At 60.1% G+C, this 23,272-nt stretch carries 19 protein-coding genes and 3 tRNA genes; 4 read left to right on the top strand and 18 right to left on the bottom strand.

All coding sequences use genetic code 11. From position 1 onward, the window contains the following. Positions 1-202: 202 nt before the first annotated feature. From KEM63_RS07585 to KEM63_RS07515, 15 genes are all read right to left on the bottom strand, one after another. Positions 203-3,193 carry a type I restriction endonuclease subunit R gene (locus KEM63_RS07585; protein ID WP_223655592.1) on the bottom strand — a complete coding sequence of 997 codons (2,991 nt, stop codon included), beginning with the start codon at positions 3,191-3,193 and terminating at the stop codon, positions 203-205. Beyond that, positions 3,190-4,365 (bottom strand): restriction endonuclease subunit S, encoded by a 1,176-nt coding sequence (locus KEM63_RS07580; protein WP_223655591.1) that lies wholly within the window; start codon positions 4,363-4,365, stop codon positions 3,190-3,192. Before KEM63_RS07580 ends, KEM63_RS07585 begins: the two co-directional genes overlap by 4 nt. Further along, positions 4,358-5,884, bottom strand: a complete 1,527-nt coding sequence (locus KEM63_RS07575) for a type I restriction-modification system subunit M (RefSeq protein WP_223655590.1) — start codon at positions 5,882-5,884, stop codon at positions 4,358-4,360. The genes KEM63_RS07580 and KEM63_RS07575 overlap by 8 nt, the downstream gene beginning before the upstream one ends. Continuing rightward, the gene (locus KEM63_RS07570; RefSeq protein ID WP_341481928.1) at positions 5,881-7,377 is read right to left on the bottom strand and encodes a type I restriction-modification system subunit M; all 1,497 of its coding nucleotides are present in this window, start codon (positions 7,375-7,377) and stop codon (positions 5,881-5,883) included. Before KEM63_RS07570 ends, KEM63_RS07575 begins: the two co-directional genes overlap by 4 nt. 138 nt (positions 7,378-7,515) lie before the next feature. Continuing rightward, positions 7,516-7,592 (bottom strand) — tRNA-Pro (locus KEM63_RS07565). A gap of 90 nt (positions 7,593-7,682) precedes the next feature. Continuing rightward, positions 7,683-8,042: a MerR family transcriptional regulator gene (locus tag KEM63_RS07560; RefSeq protein WP_223655588.1), complete on the bottom strand. Its 360-nt coding sequence runs from the start codon at positions 8,040-8,042 to the stop codon at positions 7,683-7,685. After that, positions 8,023-8,325, bottom strand: a complete 303-nt coding sequence (gene ihfA / locus KEM63_RS07555) for an integration host factor subunit alpha (protein ID WP_093392173.1) — start codon at positions 8,323-8,325, stop codon at positions 8,023-8,025. Before ihfA ends, KEM63_RS07560 begins: the two co-directional genes overlap by 20 nt. 5 nt (positions 8,326-8,330) lie before the next feature. Continuing rightward, positions 8,331-10,712: a phenylalanine--tRNA ligase subunit beta gene (gene pheT / locus KEM63_RS07550; protein ID WP_223655587.1), complete on the bottom strand. Its 2,382-nt coding sequence runs from the start codon at positions 10,710-10,712 to the stop codon at positions 8,331-8,333. A 44-nt stretch (positions 10,713-10,756) separates the two neighbouring features. Beyond that, complete coding sequence (pheS, locus tag KEM63_RS07545) at positions 10,757-11,773, bottom strand: phenylalanine--tRNA ligase subunit alpha (protein ID WP_223655586.1); 1,017 nt, start codon at positions 11,771-11,773, stop codon at positions 10,757-10,759. A gap of 107 nt (positions 11,774-11,880) precedes the next feature. After that, a complete protein-coding gene (gene rplT, locus KEM63_RS07540) occupies positions 11,881-12,237 on the bottom strand; it encodes a 50S ribosomal protein L20 (RefSeq protein ID WP_093392170.1) in 357 nt (118 codons plus the stop codon). 22 nt (positions 12,238-12,259) lie between these two features. Then, complete coding sequence (gene rpmI / locus KEM63_RS07535) at positions 12,260-12,460, bottom strand: 50S ribosomal protein L35 (RefSeq protein WP_223655585.1); 201 nt, start codon at positions 12,458-12,460, stop codon at positions 12,260-12,262. 62 nt (positions 12,461-12,522) lie between these two features. Further along, entirely contained in the window at positions 12,523-13,074 is a 552-nt protein-coding gene (gene infC, locus KEM63_RS07530; RefSeq protein WP_223655842.1) for a translation initiation factor IF-3, read from the bottom strand. Next, positions 13,071-14,996, bottom strand: a complete 1,926-nt coding sequence (gene thrS / locus KEM63_RS07525) for a threonine--tRNA ligase (RefSeq protein WP_223655584.1) — start codon at positions 14,994-14,996, stop codon at positions 13,071-13,073. Before thrS ends, infC begins: the two co-directional genes overlap by 4 nt. A 677-nt stretch (positions 14,997-15,673) precedes the next feature. Further along, the gene (locus KEM63_RS07520) at positions 15,674-16,003 is read right to left on the bottom strand and encodes a hypothetical protein (protein ID WP_223655583.1); all 330 of its coding nucleotides are present in this window, start codon (positions 16,001-16,003) and stop codon (positions 15,674-15,676) included. 20 nt (positions 16,004-16,023) lie between these two features. After that, positions 16,024-16,383 carry an EF-hand domain-containing protein gene (locus tag KEM63_RS07515; RefSeq protein WP_223655581.1) on the bottom strand — a complete coding sequence of 120 codons (360 nt, stop codon included), beginning with the start codon at positions 16,381-16,383 and terminating at the stop codon, positions 16,024-16,026. A 608-nt stretch (positions 16,384-16,991) separates the two neighbouring features. Here KEM63_RS07515 and KEM63_RS07505 point away from each other — a divergent pair. Continuing rightward, positions 16,992-17,068: transfer RNA gene (locus tag KEM63_RS07505), tRNA-Val, on the top strand. Positions 17,069-17,650: 582 nt separating this feature from the next. Here the strand turns inward: KEM63_RS07505 and uvrB are convergent. After that, positions 17,651-19,663: an excinuclease ABC subunit UvrB gene (gene uvrB, locus KEM63_RS07500; protein WP_223655579.1), complete on the bottom strand. Its 2,013-nt coding sequence runs from the start codon at positions 19,661-19,663 to the stop codon at positions 17,651-17,653. 197 nt (positions 19,664-19,860) lie between these two features. Here uvrB and KEM63_RS07495 point away from each other — a divergent pair, with 197 nt between their 5' ends. Then, on the top strand, positions 19,861-21,066 hold the full coding sequence (locus tag KEM63_RS07495) for an amino acid aminotransferase (RefSeq protein ID WP_223655577.1): 1,206 nt from the start codon (positions 19,861-19,863) through the stop codon (positions 21,064-21,066). A 78-nt stretch (positions 21,067-21,144) separates the two neighbouring features. Continuing rightward, positions 21,145-21,220: transfer RNA gene (locus KEM63_RS07490), tRNA-Asn, on the top strand. Positions 21,221-21,277: 57 nt separating this feature from the next. On the opposite strand, the gene KEM63_RS07485 is transcribed toward KEM63_RS07490, so the two are convergent. Both KEM63_RS07485 and KEM63_RS07480 read right to left on the bottom strand, forming a co-directional pair. Then, complete coding sequence (locus tag KEM63_RS07485; RefSeq protein ID WP_223655575.1) at positions 21,278-21,880, bottom strand: FMN-dependent NADH-azoreductase; 603 nt, start codon at positions 21,878-21,880, stop codon at positions 21,278-21,280. A gap of 91 nt (positions 21,881-21,971) precedes the next feature. Next, a complete protein-coding gene (locus KEM63_RS07480) occupies positions 21,972-22,301 on the bottom strand; it encodes a 3-phosphoglycerate kinase (RefSeq protein WP_223655572.1) in 330 nt (109 codons plus the stop codon). A 39-nt stretch (positions 22,302-22,340) separates the two neighbouring features. Here KEM63_RS07480 and KEM63_RS07475 point away from each other — a divergent pair, with 39 nt between their 5' ends. Beyond that, on the top strand, positions 22,341-23,237 hold the full coding sequence (locus tag KEM63_RS07475) for a LysR family transcriptional regulator (RefSeq protein WP_223655570.1): 897 nt from the start codon (positions 22,341-22,343) through the stop codon (positions 23,235-23,237). Positions 23,238-23,272: the final 35 nt, after the last annotated feature.

Raw genomic sequence — 23,272 nt, 5'->3', positions numbered from 1 at the left:
CGAAAGATTGGGGTGAACTATGAGATACAGTGTAAACATCAACGCTGCTTCCGAACGCCCTTTAGAACCCTTACCCTGTGCCACAGAGGCCTCCTATCGCCAACGTGGCGCCACTGCAGTAGGGCGCCCTGACACACAGGGTAGGAGAATTTCGCGATGGCGTCAAGATATTATGCATGCCTACTGCAGCACAAATGATCCGTCAGTAGTATTGATTGATGTAACTGTAGGCCTTCTCAAACAGCTCCTCATCCGCATGCAGCTTGTATTTGAAGAGAGCCTTTCGCAATGCCTTTTTGACCTCACGCTCACCGGCCTGCGTGCCTTGCCAGCCTGGGAAGCGGACCAGTCGCACGATCTCGTCGATGTCTGCCACCACGCGCTCGACTATGATCGGCGTCTCGGAGGTCTTTACCTCGATGAACAGGTCGGTTAGCGCCGCCTTGCCACGATTCTCGTCCTCTTCAGGCGGAACCTCCTTCTCGGCCTGCAGCGTCTCCTTGGCGATCTCCAGCAGTTGCTTGAGAAATTCAACGCTGTTGACCTGCCCAGACTCGAAGCGGTCTTTCAGCGCGTCCAACCGCTCGGAGAGCTGTTTGAACTTTGGGTTGCCTGCGTGCTTGCGCATACGCCGACTCAGTTTGATCTCGATTTCCTTGGCCTTCTTAGGGTCAGGGTTCGACAGCACAGCCTCCAGCAGATCGGCGTCCAGTACCAGCGTGTCTAGGTCATCCCGCACGGCGTCCACATGCACGTTCTGGTGGATCAGCTCGATGGTCTTGGCACCCAGCGAGTGCCAAATCAACTTGCCGTGACCACTGGAGGGCTGCACCGATTGGTACACCTGCGACAGCCACTTGTAGTCCTTCTCGAAGGGGCCCAAAACCGTGTCCGGTGACAGCGCCTCCCAGATCTTGTTGAGCACGCTGTACTCGGTGGCAAAATTGTCCCGTATTGCATTGTTGGGCAGGCACTGCTGGGCGGCGATCAGACCTTCGTAACCCTCCAATGTACGGTCGCAGCCGGTAAAGAAGGCCAGGCATTTCTGCATGGCTTCTGGCAGTTTGTCTTTCAGTTCCTGGATGTTGCTGACCACCTGCTTGACGCTTTGGTCGTCGAATTCCAGTGCGGCCGCCACGTCATCAAAGATACCGAGGTAGTCGACGATCAGGCCGTGGGTCTTCTGTTCGGAATAGGTGCGGTTCACCCGGCAAATGGCCTGCAGCAGTGTGTGGTCCCGTAACGGCTTGTCCAGGTACATGGCCTGCAGAATGGGCGCGTCGAAGCCCGTCAGCAGCTTGGCCGTGACGATGATCAGCTTCAGCGGATCAGCTGGGTCACGGAAGCGATCCAGCAGTCGCTCTTCTTCGTCGCGGCTTCGGTCGTAGGGCGCGTACTCCGGGTGTTCTTTTTTGTCCGCCGCCTGCACCGACATCACGATGTCCGTGGCCTCGGGCGGCAGCAGCTTGTCCAGCTCGACCTTGAACAGCAGGCAGGACTCCCGGTCGAAGGTGACAATCTGGCCCTTGAAGCCGTTGGGTTCCACCTTGGTCTGATAGTGCTGAACGATGTCCTCGCACACCTTGCGAATGCGCTCGGGCGTCTTTACTAGCACCGCCATCTTGGCAGCGGTCTTGGCGAGGTTGTCCTTATCCAGATCTGACAGGCCGCCGGTCAAGTCCTTATAGGCGGCGTCCAGCGCCGCCTTGTCGATGTGCAGGTCAATCAGTCGCGGTTCGAAGTGCAACATCAGCGTGGCACCGTCGCGGATTGACTCCTCGAAGCCGTACCGGCTCATGTAGCCTTTCTCGTCCTCCTCTGCACCAAAGGCGTAGAAGGTGTTGCGGTCGGCACGGTTGATCGGCGTGCCGGTCAGGCCGAACAGGAACGCATCGGGCAGGGCCTCGCGCATCTTGCGGCCCAGGTCGCCTTCTTGCGTGCGGTGAGCCTCATCGACTAACGCGATGATGTTGCTGCGGTCGTTCAGGCTACCTGTGGCCTCGCCGAACTTGAAGATCGTGGTGATGATGATCTTGCGCACGTCCTGAGCCAGCAGCTGCTGCAGCTTCTCGCGGGTATCCGCCTTTTCCAGGTTGGGAATGTCCGCTCCGGTGAAGGTACCGGTGATCTGGCTATCAAGATCGATCCGATCCACCACGATCAGCACGGTGGGATTCTTCAGGCCGGCATGCATGCGCAGCTTCTGCGCGGCAAAGACCATCAGCAGAGATTTGCCCGAGCCCTGGAAGTGCCAGATCAAGCCCTTCCTGGGGTAGCCCGCCAGCACGCGCTCGACGATCTTGTTGGCCGCTTCAAACTGCTGGTAGCGGCAGATGATCTTGATGCGCTGCTTTTTCTTACTGGTGGCGAACAGGGTGAAGCTGCCGAGAATGTCCAGCACCACATGTGGGCGCAACATACTTTCAGCGGATAGTTTGAGCGACTTCAGAGGGTGGTGCTGACCATCGTCAACGTCGCCATCCAGATGCCACGGCCCCCAATCCTTGACCGGCAGGCCGATGGACCCGTAGTGGTAAGCCTTGCCTTCGGTCGCCACCGAGAACACGTTGCAGACGAAGAGCTCAGGCACGAACTTCTCGTAGTCGTCGTGTACCTGCACCGCGCCATCGATCCAGCTGATGCACTTCTTGACTGGCGTTTTGGCCTCGATCAGCACCAGCGGCAGCCCGTTGACCAACAACACCAGATCGGCGCGGCGCTCGGTGGGGCCTGCGCGGTAGATGAACTGCTGGGTGACGATGTACTGGTTCTGCGACAGATCATCCAGGTCGATCAGCCGCACCGGCACATGCTCGTTGTTGGGGCCGAAGGGCATCGAGCGCTCACCGCGCATCCAGGCGGTCATTTCCTCGTTGGCGCGGATCAGGCCATCCGATCGCACCGACAGCACGATGGCGCGCAGCTTGTAGAGCACCTCGTCGGCGCGGTCGGGCTGGGCGGCAATCTCGGGGTTTAGGCGGATCAGTGCATCGCGCAGCCAGGGTTCGACCAGCACTTCCTGGATCTGGCGCGGCACCTCATACGGAGCAGCGTAGCGCCAGCCGATGCCTTTTGGGCTGGGACCGTAGCTGGCTTGAGGTTCCTGGGCGGTGTTGGCCGGGACAGCCTTGACAGGGCCGGCGAGCAGATCGCGGACGTAGGCTTCGACTGTGTTGGATTCCGTAAAACTCATGAGAACACCTCAGCTAACAATTGAAGACGCAGCCGTTTGGCATCCTCAATCCTATTGGCAAGAAGTTCCTGATCAGAAGCAATTGAAGATAGAAGAGCAGAAATCCTTTTCTGCTCTTCTATGTTCGGCTGCGGAATATCGAGTTTCTTTAGATCAGATGTGTTCAGGTGCTGAATGGTCGAGCCAATTACAAGTTGTGACAGGCGTCTCTGTCCGACTGCACTGTTAAGGTAGTAACTGGCGAAATATGGGTCGAGCTGTTTTGGATCAGGACGGGTAATGATCAAAGCATGACAGTTTGCGCCCGCATATTCCTTTGGAACTACGGCAGTTTCACCGATGTGCCCCGACTGGACAGTGAGAATGTCTCCCTCAAGGAGCTGACTTTTCTTTGAGGATTGGTGAAATTCTTCTGAAATGTAGGTTACCTCGTCCAGCTTCAATCTGTTCCGACGAACATTTTTTGAGACAAGGTAAGGAACACCGCCCTCCGCAACATAGTGTTGAGCAGACTTTCCAACAAAGCCATTTGTGACAAATAGAGAAACTTCATCGATCCTTTTATTTGGCCAATTATTTGACGATGACTCAAAGAACTCTTGTGCAGTGCTTTCAAAAACGTTCCGAGCGGCACGTTCTGCTTCTTGGAGCGATCCGATCATTTCGTCTGCACAAGATAGACTGAGAGTTATGTCTTTCTGGTCTTTTATGGGCGGCAACGCAAACTCGAAGTCCGCCAAGCTCGTCCAGTTTGTGCGTGGGCTCAGCGAGCCTGCCGACGTGCCCACCGCATGATCGAAGAAGGCATCCGTCTGGCAAATGAAGGGCAGCAGCTCCGGCAGCAAGACTTGTGCGTCCTTGGTCTCCAGCACGTAGATGTCCCCGGAACACACCCCGGAGAAATCCGCTACAGCCACCTTGCGCTGGTAAGCGCGTCGCTTGCCGAACAGCACCTGCCCAGGTTGAAACAGACTGGTGAAGGTCACGCCGTCCGCGACGTTGCCCCAACTGCGGATGCGCAAATCACCTGGTTCGAGATGTTCCAGACCGACATAGCGTTCAATGCCATCGGCTAGCGGATCTTGACTACGTGCTTTCGAGAGGCGCACCACATCGCCGAACTTCACCCGACGCCAGCCGGGCTTCAGGGTTTTATTGTTCTTTTCAGACACGCTCGATGTCTTCCGTAATCAGTCCATCCAGCGTTTCCACCAGTGCGTCCATCTGTTGCCAGAACGCGCGACCATCGGTTTGCCATTGGTCCCAGGTAGAGCGCAGCGATACCGCGTCACCATTGCTGTCGGTAGCGATGGCGGCGGCAATGCGCTTCACGTACAGCGGGATCGAGAGGTTGCCGGCATTGGCGCTGATTTCGGACAGGGTGGCGACCTTGGCGAAACCAGGCACATCGCTAAACGTCTTGTATGCGGTCAGGATGCGTTGCTGGTGCTCGGGCTTCAAAAAGCTCTGCGCCCGTTCCCGGGTGACCTCGTTCACCGCATCGATGAAAATCACCTTGCCCTTGCGAGCGGCGGCCTTCTTGCGGTTGCAGACGACAATGCACGACTCCATCGGGGAGTTGTAGAATAGGTTGGGGCCTAAACCGATGACGGCTTCGACCCAGTCCTGCTCGACCATCTTTGCGCGCATGGCCTGTTCTTCGTTACGGAACAGCACACCGTGAGGCCAGAGCACGGCACTGCGCCCCTTGGCGGTGAGGCTGGTCAGGATGTGCTGCTGGAAGGCGTAGTCGGCACGGCCCTGCGGCGGCGTACCCAGCGAGTTGCGGCCCCATTTGTCACTGCTCCAGGCCTCGCGATTCCACTGCTTGATGGAGTACGGCGGGTTGGCCAGGATCACATCGAATTGGCGCAGGCGGTCGCCTTCGATGTGTTTGGGTTCGGCTAGGGTGTCACCTCGGATTATTTCGAAGTCTTCCACGCCGTGCAGGAACAGGTTCATGCGGGCGATGGATGAGGTAATGAGGTTGCGCTCCTGCCCGAAGAGCTTGAGCGTGCGGTATTCGCCGCCCGAGCGCTTCACTTCGTCCAGTGCAGAGATCAGCATGCCGCCGGTACCGCACGTGGGATCGTAAATCGACTCGCCCTCCTGAGGTGCAAGAAGTTGCGTCATCAGGTGAACGACAGTGCGGTTGGTGTAGAACTCAGCTGCCGTGTGACCTGAATCGTCCGCGAACTTCTTGATCAGGTACTCGTAGGCGTTGCCCAACTCGTCCTCGGGCACACTCGCAACCGAGAGTGTCTGCGTCGAGAAGTGCTCGATCAGGTTCTTCAGCGTTTCGTCGGGCAGGCGCTCGCGGTTGGTCCAGGGTGCATCGCCGAATATGCCATCGAGCAGATCCGGGTTGGCAATCTCGATAGCCCGAATGGCCTTCTGAATGGCTGCGCCCACGTTCTTGGGTGCCTGGCGAACATCGTTCCAGTGCGCGCCCTCAGGAATCTGGAAGCGGTGGTTCTCCGCGAACTGCGCGTAGGAGAGGTCGCCGCCTGAGTTGGCCAGAGCCGCTTGGTATTCCTCCTCCCACACATCCGACACGCGCTTGTAGAACAGCAACGGAAAGATGAACTGCTTGTAGTCGCCGGCGTCGATGAGGCCGCGCAGAAGCACGGCGGCGCTCCAGAGGTAGCTTTCGAGTTCTTGCTGGCTGATGCGTTTGTTTGGGTAACTCATTGCAGCCAGCCCCCTTCAGTCATGACCTGCGCGAGCCGCTCTTCGGCTTCACGGCAGCGGGTGAGCGCGTCCTTGAATGCCGCGATAGCATCGGGCAGCGGTGGGATGTCTTCCTGCAATGGCGGCAGGACATAGCGCGAAATGTTCAGAGTCCAGTCCTCGGCTTTGATCTCGTCGAGGCTGACCACGCGGACCGCGTCCTGCACATCGGCAAAGCCGCGATACCAGCCGAGGATATCGGCGGCGTGCTCGGGCTCCAGATAGTTTTGCGCGCGCCCTCGGCGGAACAGGCGTGACGCATCGGCGATCAGAACATTCTTCTTGTGCTTGGCCGGCTTGCGCTTGCGCAGGACCAGGATGCACGCGGCCAGGCCGGTGCCGTAAAATAGGCTGGGCGCCAACCCGATCACAGCCTCAACCAGATCCATCTCCAGCAGTTTCTGGCGGATGCTACCTTCCACACCTTTGCGGAACAGTGCGCCCTGGGGCAACACCACTGCCATCCGGCCGCTGACGTCGGCCATCGACTTGACCATATGCTGCACCCAGGCGAAGTCACCGCTGGATGAAGGTGGCAGGCCGGCAAAGTTGCGGCCAAAGGGATCGTTCAGCCACAGGTCCTCGCCCCACTTTTCCAGCGAGAACGGGGGGTTGGCGATCACGCAATCAAATGTGGCCAGCCGGTCGACCTCGAAGAAGGCCGGGTTACGTAGGGTGTCGCCACGCAGCACCTGGAAATCTTCAATGCCGTGCAGGAACAGGTTCATCCGCGCGATGGATGAGGTGGTGAGGTTCTTCTCTTGCCCGTACAGCTTGCCCCACAGCCGCTTCACATCGCCATGCTGTTCCTTCACGCGCTGCACGGCGGCCAGCAACATGCCGCCTGTACCGCAGGCCGGGTCATAGATGGTCTCGGCTTCTTTGGGATGGAGCATGTCGATCATCAGCCGCACCACGCTGCGTGGGGTATAGAACTCCCCGGCCTTTTTGTTGGTGGCGTCGGCGAACTTCTTGATCAGGTATTCGTAGGCATCGCCAAGCAGGTCCGAATTGACGTTCTTGTTGCCAAACGGCAGCTTGGAAAAGTGCTCGATCAGATCCTTGAGCAAGGCGTCAGACAGCCGATCTTTGTTTGACCACTGGGCATCGCCGAACACGCCGTACAGGGTGTCGGGGTTGGCTTTCTCAATCTCGCGCATCGCGCGCTGAAGGGCCGTACCGACATTGCTGGCTTTGGTGCGAACGTCGTTCCAGTGACAGTCTTCCGGGATCTGGAAGCGATGCGACTCCGGAAACCAGGCCAGTTGCTCGTCGCCGGTCTCATCAACAATCTCCTGGCACTCCTCGTCCCAGACGTCGCAGATGCGCTTGAAGAACAGCAGCGGGAAAATGTAGGTCTTGAAGTCAGCCGCATCCACCGGGCCGCGGAGTATGTTGGCGGATTCCCAAAGATGGTTTTGGAGCTCCGAAAGAGATAGGTGCACGGTGTTCAACCAAACGGGGCCTTCTCAGCATCACAGCCGAGATCAGCGAGGACCATCGCGTGCGCCAACAGCATTGGAACCCCCACAAGCGGTCCCCAAATGAACGAAAAAAATCCAGCCGCCGCAAGGCAACTGGATTCCTGTAATTGGTCGGGACGGAGTGATTCGAACACTCGACCCCTTGCACCCCATGCAAGTGCGCTACCAGGCTGCGCTACGCCCCGACGATGCTTTGATTTGTCTGCCAAAGCGGGTCGCATGATACATTAACCGCCTGAAATGAGAAAGGTTTTTTTCGGTTTCAGGCCGTTGTATCAGTGCGCTTTCAACACCTGCAATACCTCTTCAAGCTCGGAGATCGTTTGACGGATCAGCTGCTTGAAGTGGGTGACATCTTCCTTGGCTTCGTCGCCGGACAGGCGCTGACGGGCGCCGCCGATGGTAAAGCCCTGGTCATACAGCAGTGCGCGGATCTGGCGGATCATGAGCACGTCCTGACGCTGGTAATAGCGACGGTTGCCACGGCGCTTGACCGGTGACAGCTGCGGAAATTCCTGTTCCCAGTAACGCAGAACATGAGGCTTGACTGCGCAGAGGTCGCTGACTTCGCCGATGGTGAAGTAGCGTTTGCCGGGGATGGCCGGCAACTCGGCATTATGAGTGGGTTCCAGCATAGGCTTCTACTCGGGCCTTGAGTTTTTGTCCGGGGCGGAAGGTGACCACGCGCCGGGCAGTGATTGGGATCTCTTCGCCGGTCTTGGGGTTGCGACCGGGACGCTGGCGCTTGTCGCGCAGGTCAAAGTTGCCGAATCCGGACAATTTGACCTGCTCGTTACTCTCCAGAGCATTGCGGATCTCTTCGAAAAACAGCTCGACCAGTTCCTTGGCTTCACGCTTGTTGAAGCCGAGTTCCTCGTAGAGACGTTCGGCCATTTCTGCTTTCGTCAGAGCCGCCATAACCCTTATTTCCTTAACGTGGCATTGAACCCTTGCTCCAGGGACGTAAGTACCTTGTCCATGACAGCGTTCACCTCATCGTCAGTAAGAGTGCGCGATGAATGCTGCATCGTCAAGCCGATGGCAAGACTTTTTCTATTCGGATCAATACCCTTACCTGCGTAAACGTCAAACAGCCTGAGGTTCGTCAGGTTCTCGCCAGCCACATCGCGAATGGTCGCGAGCAGGTCTTCGGCAGCAACGGACTGATCGACCAGCACGGCGATATCGCGGCGCACCTCGGGGAAGCGGGACAGTTCGCGGAAGACCGGCAGGCGCCCTTCAGTGATGGCGCTCAGTGTCAGCTCGAAGGCGAACACCGGCGCTTGTAGATCCAGCTCGCTGACCAGCTGCGGGTGCAGCGCGCCCAGCCAGCCGACGGTTTCGCCGCCGCGGGTAATACGTGCGGTCTGGCCCGGATGCAGCGCCGGATGCTCGGCCGGCTCAAAGCGGAAGCTGGCCAGTGCACCGCCCTGCCCCAGCACGGCTTCCACGTCGCCTTTGACGTCATAGAAGTCGAGCTTGTCGTTGCCGTTGGCCCAGCCTTCCGGCTGACGGGTGCCGCAGGCGATACCGGCGAGCATCGGCTGCTGCAGCAGTTCGCCATTGGCTTGCGGGACGAAGCGCAGGCCGCTTTCGAACAGGCGCACGCGCGACTGCTGGCGGTTGAGGTTGTGCTGCACGGCCTTGCTCAGGCCCGGCCACAACGAGGTGCGCATGACGGCCATGTCGGCTGAGATCGGGTTGGCCAGGGCCAGCGGCTCGACTTCGGGATCGAAGAGTTTGTTCAGGCTCGGCTCGACGAAGCTGTAGGTGATCGCTTCCTGATACCCGCGTGCCACCAGCAGGCGACGCAGGATCGGCAGCTCGCCGCGGGTCTCCGGCTTGGCGGTGAGGTTCAGCGACGCGGTCGGTGCGCTGACCGGCAGACGGTTGTAGCCGTACAGGCGCGCCAGTTCTTCAATCAGGTCGATTTCCAGGCTGATGTCGAAGCGGTGGCTGGGCACGGTGACCTGCCACTCGCCTGCTCCGCTGGCCTTCACGGTCAGGCCCAGGTTGCTGAGGTACGCCTCGATATCGGCTTCCGGCAGTTCCATGCCGAGCATCTGGGTGATGCGCTCGTTGCGCAGGGTCACTTCGGCGATGGTCGGCAATGCGCTGGGCTCGACGGCTTCGATCACCGGGCCCGGCTCGCCGCCGACGATGTCCAGAATCAGTGCGGTGGCGCGCTCGATCGCTTCGCGCTGCAGCTGCCAGTCCACGCCGCGCTCGAAGCGGTGCGAGGAGTCGGTATGCAGGCCATAGCCGCGCGCCTTGCCGGCGATGGCGATGGTGTCGAAGAAGGCGCTTTCCAGGAACAGGTCCGTGGTCTTGTCGCTGACGCCGCTGTGCTCGCCACCCATGATGCCGGCGATAGCCAGCGGGCGCTCATGGTCGGCGATGACCAGGGTGTCGCTGCGCAGGGTCACGTCCTGGCCGTCGAGCAGGGTGAGCTTCTCGCCCTCCTCGGCCATGCGTACGCGGATGCCCCCCTTGACCTCGGACAGGTCGAAGGCATGCATCGGCTGGCCCAGCTCGATCATCACGTAATTGGTGATGTCCACTACCGGGTCGATGCTGCGGATGTCGCTGCGGCGCAGGCGCTCGATCATCCACAGCGGCGTGCCGCGGGACAGATCGACGTTGCGGATGACGCGACCCACATAGCGCGGGCAGGCCTTGGGCGCGACCAGCTCGACCGGACGGGTTTCGTCATTGGCGGCCGGTACGGCGTCGATCTGCGGGCGCGCGACCGGTGCGTTGTAGTTGGCGCCGACTTCACGGGCTAAACCTGCGATCGACAGGCAGTCGCCGCGGTTCGGCGTCAGGTCGACTTCGATGATGGCGTCGTCCAGGCCCAGGTACTCACGCAGGGTCTGGCCTACCGGCGCATCGGCGGGCAGCTCGTACAGGCCGGAATGGTCTTCCGACAGCTTGAGTTCGGCAGCCGAACAGAGCATGCCGTGCGATTCCACGCCGCGCAGCTTGGCCTTCTTGATCTTGAAGTCTTCGCCGAGCACGGCGCCGACCTGGGCAAACGGGATGCGAATGCCGGCACGCGCGTTGGGCGCACCGCAGACCACCTGAAACTGCTCCTTGCCGTCGCTGACCTGGCACACGCGCAGCTTGTCGGCGTCCGGATGCTGCTCGGCGCTGATGATCTCGCCCACTACCACGCCGCTGAACTCGCCGGCGGCCGGGGTGACGCTGTCGACTTCCAGGCCGGTCATGGACAGGCGGGCGACCAGCTCGTCACGCGTGACCTCGGGGTTCACCCAGCCGCGCAGCCATTGTTCACTGAATTTCATTATCGTTTCCTGCTGTCAAAAGGTTTGCTCGGGTGCGGCGGTGTTCAGCGAAACTGCGCGAGGAAGCGCAAGTCGTTATCGAAGAACAGGCGCAGGTCGTTCACGCCATAGCGCAACATGGCCAGGCGCTCGACGCCCATGCCGAAGGCAAAACCCTGATACTGCTCGGGATCGATTCCCGCGGAGCGGAACACATTGGGATGCACCATGCCGCAGCCCATCACTTCCAGCCAGCCGGTTTGCTTGCACACGCGGCAACCGTTGCCGTTGCACATCACGCACTGCATGTCGACTTCGGCGGACGGCTCGGTAAACGGGAAGAAGGACGGACGGAAACGCACGCCCAGGTCCTTCTCGAAGAACACCCGCAGGAACTCTTCGATGGTGCCCTTGAGGTCGGCAAAGCTCACCTTGCGATCGACCAGCAGGCCTTCGACCTGGTGGAACATCGGCGAGTGGGTGATATCCGAATCGCAGCGGTATACACGGCCCGGGCAGACGATGCGGATCGGCGGCTCCTGGGTTTCCATGGTGCGCACCTGAACCGGCGAGGTGTGGGTACGCAGAAGCGTGTTCGCATTGAAATAGAAGGTGTCATGCATTGCCCGGGCCGGGTGGTGGCCGGGAATGTTGAGCGCCTCGAAGTTGTGGTAGTCGTCCTCGACTTCGGGGCCTTCCGCGACGGCATAACCGACGCGGGTGAAGAATTCTTCGATCCGTTCCAGGGTGCGGGTGACCGGATGCAGCCCACCGGATACCTGGCCACGGCCCGGCAGCGTCACATCGACCCGCTCGGCGGCCAGCTGCGCATTCAGCGCGGCGGCTTCCATATCGGTCTTGCGCGCGTTGAGCACGCTCTGCACCTGTTCCTTGGCTTCGTTGACCATCGCCCCGACCTTGGGACGTTCTTCGGCGGGAATGTTGCCCAGGGTCTTCATCACCTGGGTCAGCTCGCCCTTTTTGCCGAGGTATTGCACACGCAGCTGCTCAAGCGCATTGATGTCAGCGGCCTGCTTGATTGCGTCCAGGGCTTGGGAGACCAGGGCGTCGAGGTTTTCCATTAACACGCACTCCAGAAACAAAAATAGGGGAAGAGCTTTGAGGCTCTTCCCCTATCATTGACGTTGCCATCCGGAGCCGAGGCTCCGGTGATTGTCGTAACGAGGGCTTAAGCCAGGCTAGCCTTTGCTTTCTCGACAATCGCGGTAAACGCCGCTTTTTCGTTCACGGCCAGATCGGCCAGAACCTTGCGATCGATTTCGATGGACGCTTTCTTCAGGCCAGCGATCAGACGGCTGTACGACATGCCATTCTGACGAGCACCGGCGTTGATACGGGCGATCCACAGAGCACGGAACTGACGCTTGCGCTGCTTGCGGTCACGATAGGCATACTGACCTGCCTTGATGACCGCCTGCTTGGCAACGCGGAACACGCGCGAGCGCGCACCGTAGTAGCCTTTGGCGAGTTTCAGGATTTTCTTGTGACGCTTGCGCGCCATTACACCACGCTTAACACGAGCCATTCTTTAATTCCTCAACCTAGACTTAACGGAGGCGCAACATGCGCTCAACTTTCTGGACGTCCGACGCATGCAGCTGGTCGGTGCCACGCAGTTGACGCTTACGCTTGGTGCTCATCTTGGTCAGGATGTGGCTCTTGAAAGCGTGCTTGTGCTTGATGCCCTTGCCAGTCACTTTGAAGCGCTTGGCGGCACCACTTTTGGTTTTCATCTTTACTTTTGCCATGTTCATGTACTCCGCATTTAGCGTTAATAAGATAACCATGAGGCCTGGCGTTGCCCCGGAGGTTACTTTTTCTTCTTGGGAGCGATGACCATCATCAATTGACGACCTTCCATCTTCGGGTGCTGTTCAACGGTGCCGTATTCGGCGAGGTCAGCTTCGACCCGCTTCAACAACTCCATGCCCAGCTCCTGATGGGCCATCTCGCGACCACGGAATCGTAGCGATACCTTGGCCTTGTCCCCTTCAGACAGGAAACGAATCAGGTTACGCAGCTTGACCTGATAGTCTCCCTCTTCCGTCCCAGGACGAAACTTGATTTCCTTGATCTGAATCTGCTTTTGATTCTTGCGCGCGACCGCCTGCTGCTTCTTCTTTTCGAAGAGGTGCTTGCCGTAATCCATGATTCGGCAAACGGGCGGGGCCGCGTCTGGAGAGATTTCAACCAGGTCGAGCTTGGCTTCCTCTGCGGCTGCCATCGCTTCCTGAATGGACACGACACCGATTTGTTCACCTTCGGCGCCAATCAGGCGTACTTCGCGCGCCGTAATGTTCTCGTTGATCGGCGGGCGCTGTACGGCTTTTTTGTCTTGTCTCATCTCGCGTTTAATCTTTATAGCTCCGAATTCGGGCGGCCTCGGTGTGCGACAGCGCGGGACAGGAATTCGGAGAACTCGGCAACAGTCATGGAACCCAGGTCTTTACCCTCTCGCGTGCGCACGGCCACTGTGTGCGATTCGACTTCTCTATCACCTATCACAAGTAGATAGGGAGTCTTGTGCAAAGTATGCTCCCGGATTTTAAAGCCGATCTTCTCGTTTCTCAAGTCCGCTACGGCTCGATAACCCTTTTCATTGAGGGTTTTCTCGACTTCTTTGCAGAATTCGGCCTGATTATCGGTGATATTCAGCACCGCGGCCTGAGTCGGCGCGAGCCACGCAGGGAAATCGCCCGCGTAGTGCTCGATCAGAATACCGATGAAGCGCTCGAAGGATCCGAGGATCGCGCGGTGCAACATGACCGGTGTCTTGCGGCTGCCGTCCTCGGCAACGTACTGCGCACCCAGGCGGCCCGGCAGCATGAAATCCAGCTGCAGGGTGCCGCACTGCCAGACGCGACCGATACAGTCACGCAGCGAAAATTCGATCTTCGGACCGTAGAAGGCGCCCTCGCCCGGCTGCAGATCCCACTTCAGCCCGGCCTTGTTCAAGGCAGCCTCGAGACCTTTTTCCGCCTGATCCCATAACGCATCATCGCCGACACGGCTTTCCGGACGGGTGGACAGTTTGAGCTCGACGTCATCGAAGCCGAAGTCCTTGTACACCTGCAGCGTCAGCGCGATGAAGTCGGACGCCTCGGACTCGACCTGTTCGTCGGTACAGAAGATGTGAGCATCGTCCTGCGTGAAGCCGCGTACGCGCATCAAGCCATGCAGCGAACCAGACGGCTCGTTGCGGTGACAGGAACCGAACTCGGCCAGGCGCAGCGGCAGCTCGCGGTAGCTCTTCAGGCCCTGATTGAATACCTGCACGTGGCACGGGCAATTCATCGGCTTGATCGCGTAGTCGCGACTTTCCGACTCGGTGGTGAACATGGCGTGGGAGTAATGCTCCCAGTGACCGGAGCGCTCCCACAGAACGCGATCGACGACCTGCGGGGTCTTGATCTCTTTATAGGAAGCGCCACGCTGGATCTGGCGCATGTACTGTTCGAGCACCTGATAGATGGTCCAGCCGTTCGGGTGCCAGAACACCATGCCGGGCGCTTCTTCCTGGGTGTGGAACAGGCCGAGGCGCTTGCCGATCTTGCGGTGATCGCGCTTCTCGGCTTCTTCCATGCGCTGAATGTAGGCAGCCAGCTGCTTCTTGTCGGCCCAGGCGGTGCCGTAGACGCGCTGCAGCTGCTCGTTCTTGGCATCGCCACGCCAGTAGGCGCCGGAAATGCGGGTCAGCTTGAAGGCCTTGAGGAAGCGCGTGTTCGGCACGTGCGGACCGCGGCACATGTCGACGTATTCTTCGTGGTAGTACAGGCCCATCGCCTTTTCGTCGGGCATGTCTTCGACCAGGCGCAGCTTGTAGTCCTCGCCACGGCCGTTGAACACCTCGATAACCTGCTCGCGCGGCGTGACCTTCTTGATCACGTCGTACTCGGTGTCGATCAGCTCGCGCATGCGCGACTCGATCGCTGCCAGATCTTCCGGGGTAAAGGGGCGCTCGAAGGCGATGTCGTAATAGAAGCCTTCTTCGATCACAGGGCCGATGACCATCTTGGCGGTCGGGTACAGCTGCTTGACCGCGTGGCCAACCAGGTGCGCGCAGGAGTGGCGAATGATCTCCAGCCCTTCCTCGTCCTTGGGCGTGATGATCTGCAGCGTGGCGTCGTGTTCGATGACATCGCAGGCGTCGACCAGACGGCCGTCGACCTTGCCGGCTACGGTGGCTTTTGCCAGGCCAGCGCCGATAGATGCAGCCACGTCGGCTACGGATACGGGTTGTTCGAACGTACGCTGACTGCCGTCAGGAAGGGTAATAACGGGCATGTGCCGCTCCTTCTCAGTGGTGACCCCTACGCAAGGCCACGTGATGGATAACTGCCATTCGCTGTGTACGATGCAGTTCAGGCGGCACACGATCGCCGACAGCCCGATGGGCCACTGCAAGGTCGTCACGAATGACTGAGAGAAATGCCCGGCGACGTGCGCCCGGCGGGAAGCGGAGCACTCTATCACAAGTGTTCTGGGGCTTGTAGCGTTGCGGTGGATTGTGGGGTTGGGTGGGTGCGGTTGGTAGGAGCGGCGCCCTCGCCGCGATGGCTGCCGCCTGTGAGGATGTTATCGCGCCGGGGGCGGCGCTCCTACCAAAACAGGTGCCAGGGGGCGTCCGTGCATTCTTCTTCGCGGCCAGGTCCGCTCCTACATTCCCCAGGCGGCACCGTGCAGGTGTAGGAGCGCACCTGGGCGCGAAGGGGTTTGTGCGTTCTTCTTCGCGGCCAGGTCCGCTCCTACATTCCCCAGGCGGCACCGTGCAGTGTAGGAGCGCACCTGGGCGCGAAGGGGTTGTGCGTTCCTCTTCGCGGCCAGGTCCGCTCCTACATTCCCCAGGCGGCATCGTGCAGGTGTAGGAGCGCACCTGGGCGCGAAGGTGTGCGGATTCTGCTTCGCGGCCGGGTCCGCTCCTACATCACAAAATTAGCCGCGCAGTTGGGACGTATCGGGGTTTACCAATCGCCGCGTGAGGGGTCCATGCGATAGGCGTCGGGGCCCAGGTCGCTCTTTTCCGGGTCATACCGTTGATACGTCCGTCGATCAGGGTCGCTCAACTCCCGCTCGCGCTCTTCGGCCGACACCGATCCGCGCTCGTCGTCGGTATTCAACAACTCAAGCGGTTCATCCGCCGGGGCATCTCGAAACCGGTTGAGGTTCACGCCGCCCTTTTCACCCGCATCGCGGACGACAGGGTCGCCGGTCGAGTTCTGCGCCATCGCATCGATGGAGAACGCACTGGCCAGCGCCACGCTGGCACATATCATGATAAGCCGAGGCTTCATGGGTTGCCTCCTGTTCCAGTTTAGAAGTCACGTAAGCGGTTGGTCACATTATCTTGATATTGCTGATATTCATCACGGTCGAGACCGCCGCTGTTGTCGGTGTCGAAGCGCTCGAACAAGGTCTGATCAAGATCGCGCCCTTCCAGCGGATCGAAGGATTCGGTGTTGTAGCCGAAGCCGTCATGCTCGGCGTCCGTTCGCTCGGACATTGATTCGTCCTCATCACCGTGCTCGTGATGGAACTCGTCCATTTCGATGGCGCCGGAACCGTTCACGTCCAGGTCCGAGAAGCTCGCTTCGGTTGACTGCGCCTGTACCGAAGCAGCCATAACCAGAGCCAGTGCGGCACCGGCGGGAATCGCTTTGGTGAGAAATGCCATGTCGACCTCCGATTGAACTGCCTGAGAATCTAGACCCCGAGGGGCTGGCTAGTTCAAGTCGGGGCGACGGGTGTAAGGGTGTCGGAATGGTCTGGGCCCCTGTTCAATACCAATTCGTGCCAGGGCTGTCAGGTAAAGGACGGGCGTGGAAACCCAACCGGCGACGGTGCACCGTCCGTATCGCTTTTTCCGCGCCTTGCAGTGCCGCCGCAGAGCCATGCGGACGGAGCGTTGCTGAACGGCATGGCTTTGTACCAGAGCAGTGGGCTTGTCTTTGCGGTGGGCCCCGGTGAACCAGTCCCTTTTTAGTGAGATGGGTACGCCGGAATGCTGCCGTGTCGGCATGGGTCGGCATGAGCATCCGGCAACTCCGCAGTCGCCCCTCCCATACGGAGCCTGCGATCGACGGGCAAACGCAACCGAGCCGGATGATTCCGACTACAGCCTCGAGGCCGCCCCCACCAATGAGCGGCGCATGCGACGGACATCGTCACCCCTCTCCCCACGCGCGACGCAGAGCCCTCGCGGGCTGCGCAGTTAATTCGTATTTTTTCAGTCAGTTACGCTTGACAAGGTTCGGGGGCGTGCGTAAAGTTCGCGGCCATTGCAGGCACGTAGCTCAGTTGGTTAGAGCACCACCTTGACATGGTGGGGGTCGTTGGTTCGAATCCAATCGTGCCTACCAAACATTTCCCGTCCTGCACGGGGCTGAAAAAGGGTGATCCGAAAGGGTCGCCCTTTTTTCGTTTGGGGGTGCGGGTGGAGAGGCCGGAGTGGGTTGCCAGGCTCCGCTTCGCGCCCAGGTCCGCTCCTGAAGACGCCTGACCCCTGAACCAAGTCGGTAGGAGCGGCGCCCTCGCCGCGATGGGCTTATCGGAGGCCGTCATCGCGCCGGGGGCGGCGCTCCTACCCAATCGTCGATCCTCGGCATTTGTAGGAGCGGGCATAACCGCGAAGAAGAATCCGCAGATCCTGCCTTCGCGCCCAGGTGCGCTCCTAAAGACGCCTGACCCCTGAACCAAGCTGGTAGGAGCGGCGCCCTCGCCGCGATGGTGTTATCGGAGGCCGTCATCGCGCCGGGGGCGGCGCTCCTACCACACCCTTATCAACCACCGGCGTTTCTGTAGGAGCGCGCATGACCGCGAAGATTGACCGGGCTCCGTCTTCGCGCCCAGGTGCGCTCCTACATTCAAGCCGGTGCATACCTTGTAGGAGCGGACCTGGCCGCGAAGCAGAATGCACGGCCCTATAACTCTTGCCCCCTCGATCAAATCTTCTTCAACTGATCACGCAGCTTGGTGATCTCGTCGCGAATACCTGCCGCCAGCTCGAACTCCAGATCCCGCGCGGCCTGGAACATCTTTTCCTCCAGCTGACGAATCCGCTTGGTGATCTCCGATGGCGAACGCAGGTTGACGGCGTATTCGCCGCCCTCTTCCGCAGCCTGGGCCTTCTTGCGTTTGTTGGAGCGGCTGCCGGGCACGACGGCGCCTTCCATGATGTCCTTGATGCTCTTGGTCACGCCGATCGGTGTAATGCCGTGCTCAAGGTTGAAGGCTATCTGCTTCTCGCGGCGGCGCTCGGTTTCGTTGATCGCCCGCTCCATCGACCCGGTCATCTGGTCGGCGTAGAGAATGGCCCGGCCATTGAGATTCCGCGCGGCCCGGCCGATGGTCTGAATCAGCGACCGCTCTGACCGCAGGAAGCCTTCCTTGTCGGCGTCAAGAATCGCAACTAACGCAACTTCAGGCATATCAAGGCCTTCGCGCAACAAGTTAATGCCAACTAGCACATCGAAGGTACCGATGCGCAGGTCGCGAATGATCTCCACGCGCTCGACCGTGTCGATGTCCGAGTGCAGGTAACGCACCTTGACGCCGTGATCGGCGAGGTAATCGCTGAGGTCTTCCGCCATGCGCTTGGTGAGCGTGGTCACCAGTATGCGCTGGCTCTTCTCGATGCACAGATTGATCTCCGAGAGCAGGTCGTCGACCTGGGTGCGCGCCGGCCGAACCTCGATGGTCGGGTCGACAAGGCCGGTCGGTCGAACCACCTGCTCCACCACACGCCCGGCGTGCTCTGCCTCGTAAGGCCCGGGCGTGGCCGATACGAAGATCGTCTGCGGGGAGATCGCCTCCCACTCATCGAAGCGCATCGGCCGGTTATCCAGCGCCGAGGGCAGGCGGAAGCCATACTCCACCAGCGTTTCCTTGCGCGAGCGGTCGCCCTTGTACATGGCGCCCACCTGCGGCACCGAAACGTGGGACTCGTCGATGATCAATAGCGAGTTTGCAGGCAGGTAATCGTAGAGCGTCGGCGGCGGCAGGCCTTGGGGGCGCCCTGAGAGATAGCGCGAGTAGTTCTCGATGCCGTTGCAGTAACCAAGCTCCATGATCATCTCGATATCGAACCGGGTGCGTTGCTCCAGGCGCTGTGCCTCGACCAGCTTGTTGTTCGCGTGCAGGTATTCCAGCCGCTCCTTGAGCTCGACCTTGATCTTCTCGACGGCGTCGACCAGATTCTCCCGCGGCGTCACATAATGTGATTTGGGATAGATAGTTGTGCGCGGAACCTTACGTAAAACCTCACCTGTTAGCGGGTCGAAGAAGCTGATGGTTTCCACCGTATCGTCGAACAGCTCGATACGGATCGCCTCGAGGTCCGACTCGGCCGGAAACACGTCGATCACGTCACCGCGTACGCGGTAGGTGGCACGGGACAGTTCCATGTCATTGCGGGTGTACTGCAGTTCGGCCAGGCGGCGCAACATGGTGCGCTGATCGATCAGATCGCCACGGCTGATGTGCAGCACCATCCGCAGATAGGACGACGGGTCACCCAAACCGTAAATGGCCGACACGGTTGCAACGATGATTGCGTCCGGCCGCTCCAGCAGCGCCTTGGTCGCGGAGAGGCGCATCTGCTCGATGTGGTCGTTGATCGAGGCGTCCTTCTCGATAAAGGTGTCGGACGACGGCACATAGGCTTCCGGCTGGTAGTAGTCGTAGTAGGAAACGAAGTACTCCACCGCGTTGTTTGGGAAGAACTCACGAAACTCGCCATACAGCTGCGCAGCCAGCGTCTTGTTCGGCGCCATGATGATCGCCGGGCGCTGCACCTGACTGATGACGTTGGCGATGGTGAAGGTCTTGCCGGAGCCGGTCACACCGAGCAGCGTCTGATGCGACAGCCCCGCTTCCAGCCCTTCCACCAGTTGATGGATGGCTACGGGCTGATCACCGGCCGGCTTGAATCGGGTTTGCAACTTGAACTGGCTCATGAGTACCGCTTCTGCCTCTTGATTGCGACCGCTCAGCATAACACTGGGCCTGTGACCATCAGAGTGGTGGCCGCGTCGGATGGTTTCAAGGGGCCGATGCGCCACTCGCATCGCCTGATCGGTCCGTCTATAATGTGCGGCCGCAAGCGGCATTCGCCGACACCCTCCATTCACCTGTCTCGAGTACCCCAGATACCATGAGTCTGTTCTTCCCTGTCGAAATGGCCCCACATGATCCGATCCTGGGCCTGAACGAAACCTATAACGCCGATCTGCGCGCGGAAAAGGTGAACCTGGGCGTGGGGGTGTATTACGACGAAGCAGGCAAGGTGCCTTTGCTGCGCGCCGTCCAGGCCGCCGAAGAAGCACGCGTTGCCGAGCATGCGCCCCGCTCTTACCTGCCGATCGAAGGCCTGGCGCCGTACGACCTGGCTGTGCAGAAGCTGCTGTTCGGTACCGAGTCGTCGATCGTCGAGTCCGGGCGTCTGATTACCGCCCAGTCATTGGGTGGCACCGGCGCGCTGAAGCTTGGCGCGGACTTCCTGTTCCGCCTGACCGGCAAGAAGCTGGTGGCGATCAGCGATCCGAGCTGGGAAAACCACCGTGCGCTGTTCGAAGCAGCGGGCTATGAAGTGGTCACCTACCCTTACTACGACGCCGCGACCAACGGCCTGAACCTGAGCGGCATGCTCGAAGGTATCGAAGCACTGCCGGAAGGCAGCGTCGTGCTGCTGCATGCGTGCTGTCACAACCCGACCGGTGTGGATCTGGGCCTGGCCGACTGGGCCCGAGTGATCGATGTGATCCAGCGCAAGAACCACGTACCGTTCCTGGATATCGCCTACCAGGGTTTTGGCGAGAACCTGCAGGACGACGCCCTCGCCGTTCGGCTGTTCGCCGAGACTGGCATGCCGTTCCTGGTGGCCAGCTCCTTTTCCAAGTCGTTTTCGCTGTATGGCGAGCGCGTTGGCGCGCTGACTTTGGTCACCTCGACCCCTGACGAGCGCGACCGCGTGCTCTCGCAGCTCAAGCGCGTGATCCGGACCAACTATTCCAACCCGCCGACCCACGGCGCCAAGGTTGTCGCAGCAGTGCTGAACAACCCCGAGCTGTATGCCATGTGGGAAGAGGAACTGGCCGAGATGCGCGAGCGCATCCGTGGTATGCGCCAGGCACTGGCAGAAAAGCTCAAGGACGCCGGCGTGACCCAGAACGTCGATTACATCCAGCGCCAGCGCGGCATGTTCTCGTACTCGGGTCTGAACAAGGATCAGGTCAAGCGCCTGGCGGATGAATTTGCCATCTATGCGGTCTCCAGCGGCCGGATCTGCGTTGCTGCGCTGAACTCAGGCAATATCGATCACGTTGCCAAGGCCATGGCTGCAGTGATGAAAGAGGCATAAGCGCCTGCGGAGCGCTTCAGGAAGTCCGGCGAAGGCGTTGACTTGGCTGGATTTTTTGATAAAGTGCGCAGCGTTCATTCCGCGATAGCTCAGTCGGTAGAGCAAATGACTGTTAATCATTGGGTCCCTGGTTCGAGTCCAGGTCGCGGAGCCAAACTGAAAAAGCCTGTGTAGCGATACACAGGCTTTTTTGTTGCCGCTCTATGGTCGGTCAGGCAGCGACGCGCTTGATCGCCTCGGCCGCCTCGGCACGGCCCTTGGCCGACTCCGCCTCGCCCATCGCCTGCCCCTCAACGTAGACGAACTCCACGTCGCTGATGCCGATGAAGCCCAGCGCGGTCTTCAAGTAGGGCTCCTGATGGTCCAGCGGACTGCCCTGATAACGGCCACCGCGAGCGGCGACCACATACACCTTGCGATCGCCAGCCAGGCCAATCGGGCCATTCTCCGTGTAACGGAAGGTTTTGCCCGCTGCCAGCACATGGTCCAGCCACGCCTTGAGCGTCGAGGTAATGCCGAAGTTATACATCGCCGAGCCGATGACCACGATGTCGCTGGCCAGCAATTCGTCGATCAGCTCAGCGGACCGCGCTGCGGCCTGACGCTCGGCCCCGGTCTGTGCATCGGCAGGCTTCATCCAGCCGCCCAGCAACGTCTCGTCCAGGTGCGGCAGCGGATCAACACCCAGCTCGCGGGTGATGATCCGCGCGTCCGGGTGCTTGTTGCCCAGCGCAGCGACCAATTGATCGGTGTACTCGCGAGATGCGGAGCCTTCCCGGCGAGCGCTTGTTTGCAGAACCAGTATCTGTGTCATGACATCGTCCTCTGTAGGTTGCCTTCAATGAAGAGATGCTATGATCTGGTTTGCCTATATAAAAGCGCAAAAACAAGCTTAATCGAATCGATTAATTCGATTCTTCTTCCGGCTCGCAGGCGACACGGGAGCGCACGCGATTGATCTCACGTTCGAAGGCCTGAGTGACCGTGGTGCTCTCGCCTTCGTTAACGGTGAGTCGCTTGCGCGGAGGGCGCTCGGGGCCGTTTTCGAAGTAGACCTCGCAGCGGGCGGCCTGGTCTCCATTGTTGGTCAGGCTGATGGTCGCCACGTTGCCGATATAGCCGGTGGTGCCTTCGATATCGACACCCTCGTTTTCCACGTTAAGATCGATGGTGAATGCAAAGGTCGTTGCAGGAAGGACCATCGCCAGTGCGATTGCACAGATTTGCCGCTTCATATCGGTTCTCCGTTTGAACGGGCACAAGGAACTAGCTCAATGAAAGCACCCAGGGTCACGCTGGAACAGTGGCGCACACTTCAGGCCGTGGTCGACAACGGCGGTTTTGCCCAGGCCGCCGAAGCGTTGCATCGCTCGCAGTCCTCGATCAGCTACACGGTAGCGCGCATGCAGGAACAGCTCGGCGTGCCGCTGCTGGAGATCGAAGGTCGCAAGGCAGTGCTGACCGAAGCCGGCGCCGCATTGCTGCGTCGCTCGCGCCAATTGGTCAAACAGGCGAGCCAACTGGAACAGCTCGCCTGGAATATGGACCAGGGCTGGGAAGCCGAGGTTCAGTTGGTAGTCGATGCAGCCTACCCCACCGGCCGCCTGGCCCGCGCGCTGCAGTCATTCATGCCGCTCAGCCAGGGCTGCCGCGTGCAGCTGCGTGAAGAAGTGCTGTCCGGTGTGGAGGAATGTCTGTTGTCCGGCAGCGCGGACCTGGCGATCTCAGGCATCAGCATCGCCGGGTATCTGCCGCAACAACTCAACGCGGTGGAATTCGTCGCGGTAGCCAACCCCAATCATCCGCTGCACCAGCTGCAGCGGCAACTGACCCACGCGGATCTGGAGAACCATCTGCAGGTGGTGATTCGCGACTCGGGCCGCCGCCAGCCCCGGGACTCCGGCTGGCTCGGCGCCGAGCAGCGCTGGACCGTGGCCAGCCTGGGTACCGCTGCCGAACTGGTCGCCAGCGGACTCGGGTTCGCCTGGCTCCCAAACCACGAGATTGTTCGCCAGATGGCGGACGGGCTGCTCAAACCGCTGCCCCTGCAGCAAGGCGCGAGCCGCTCGCATTTTCTCTATCTGTACGCCAACAAGGATCGACCGCTTGGCCCGGCAACGCGCATCCTGGCCGACCTGATCATTGAACATTCGATGACCGACGAGGCATGAGGCTTCAAACCGCGCCGCGAGTCTGTTAACAATAA

The organism is Halopseudomonas nanhaiensis, assembly GCF_020025155.1.
GTDB classification, from domain to species: Bacteria; Pseudomonadota; Gammaproteobacteria; order Pseudomonadales; family Pseudomonadaceae; genus Halopseudomonas; species Halopseudomonas nanhaiensis.
This window is presented reverse-complemented; position numbering and strand designations above follow the sequence as displayed.

What these genes read in the sequence shown, in the direction of transcription:
- pheT (WP_223655587.1), bottom strand. Translation starts at nt 10,712, where the DNA reads ATGAAATTCAGTGAACAATGGCTGCGCGGCTGGGTGAACCCCGAGGTC.
- ihfA (WP_093392173.1), bottom strand. Translation starts at nt 8,325, where the DNA reads ATGGCGGCTCTGACGAAAGCAGAAATGGCCGAACGTCTCTACGAGGAA.
- thrS (WP_223655584.1), bottom strand. Translation starts at nt 14,996, where the DNA reads ATGCCCGTTATTACCCTTCCTGACGGCAGTCAGCGTACGTTCGAACAA.
- uvrB (WP_223655579.1), bottom strand. Translation starts at nt 19,663, where the DNA reads ATGAGCCAGTTCAAGTTGCAAACCCGATTCAAGCCGGCCGGTGATCAG.
- KEM63_RS07585 (WP_223655592.1), bottom strand. Translation starts at nt 3,193, where the DNA reads ATGAGTTTTACGGAATCCAACACAGTCGAAGCCTACGTCCGCGATCTG.
- KEM63_RS07520 (WP_223655583.1), bottom strand. Translation starts at nt 16,003, where the DNA reads ATGAAGCCTCGGCTTATCATGATATGTGCCAGCGTGGCGCTGGCCAGT.
- pheS (WP_223655586.1), bottom strand. Translation starts at nt 11,773, where the DNA reads ATGGAAAACCTCGACGCCCTGGTCTCCCAAGCCCTGGACGCAATCAAG.
- KEM63_RS07480 (WP_223655572.1), bottom strand. Translation starts at nt 22,301, where the DNA reads ATGAAGCGGCAAATCTGTGCAATCGCACTGGCGATGGTCCTTCCTGCA.
- rplT (WP_093392170.1), bottom strand. Translation starts at nt 12,237, where the DNA reads ATGGCTCGTGTTAAGCGTGGTGTAATGGCGCGCAAGCGTCACAAGAAA.
- KEM63_RS07575 (WP_223655590.1), bottom strand. Translation starts at nt 5,884, where the DNA reads ATGAGTTACCCAAACAAACGCATCAGCCAGCAAGAACTCGAAAGCTAC.
- KEM63_RS07485 (WP_223655575.1), bottom strand. Translation starts at nt 21,880, where the DNA reads ATGACACAGATACTGGTTCTGCAAACAAGCGCTCGCCGGGAAGGCTCC.
- KEM63_RS07515 (WP_223655581.1), bottom strand. Translation starts at nt 16,383, where the DNA reads ATGGCATTTCTCACCAAAGCGATTCCCGCCGGTGCCGCACTGGCTCTG.
- KEM63_RS07495 (WP_223655577.1), top strand. Translation starts at nt 19,861, where the DNA reads ATGAGTCTGTTCTTCCCTGTCGAAATGGCCCCACATGATCCGATCCTG.
- rpmI (WP_223655585.1), bottom strand. Translation starts at nt 12,460, where the DNA reads ATGGCAAAAGTAAAGATGAAAACCAAAAGTGGTGCCGCCAAGCGCTTC.
- KEM63_RS07560 (WP_223655588.1), bottom strand. Translation starts at nt 8,042, where the DNA reads ATGCTGGAACCCACTCATAATGCCGAGTTGCCGGCCATCCCCGGCAAA.
- KEM63_RS07475 (WP_223655570.1), top strand. Translation starts at nt 22,341, where the DNA reads ATGAAAGCACCCAGGGTCACGCTGGAACAGTGGCGCACACTTCAGGCC.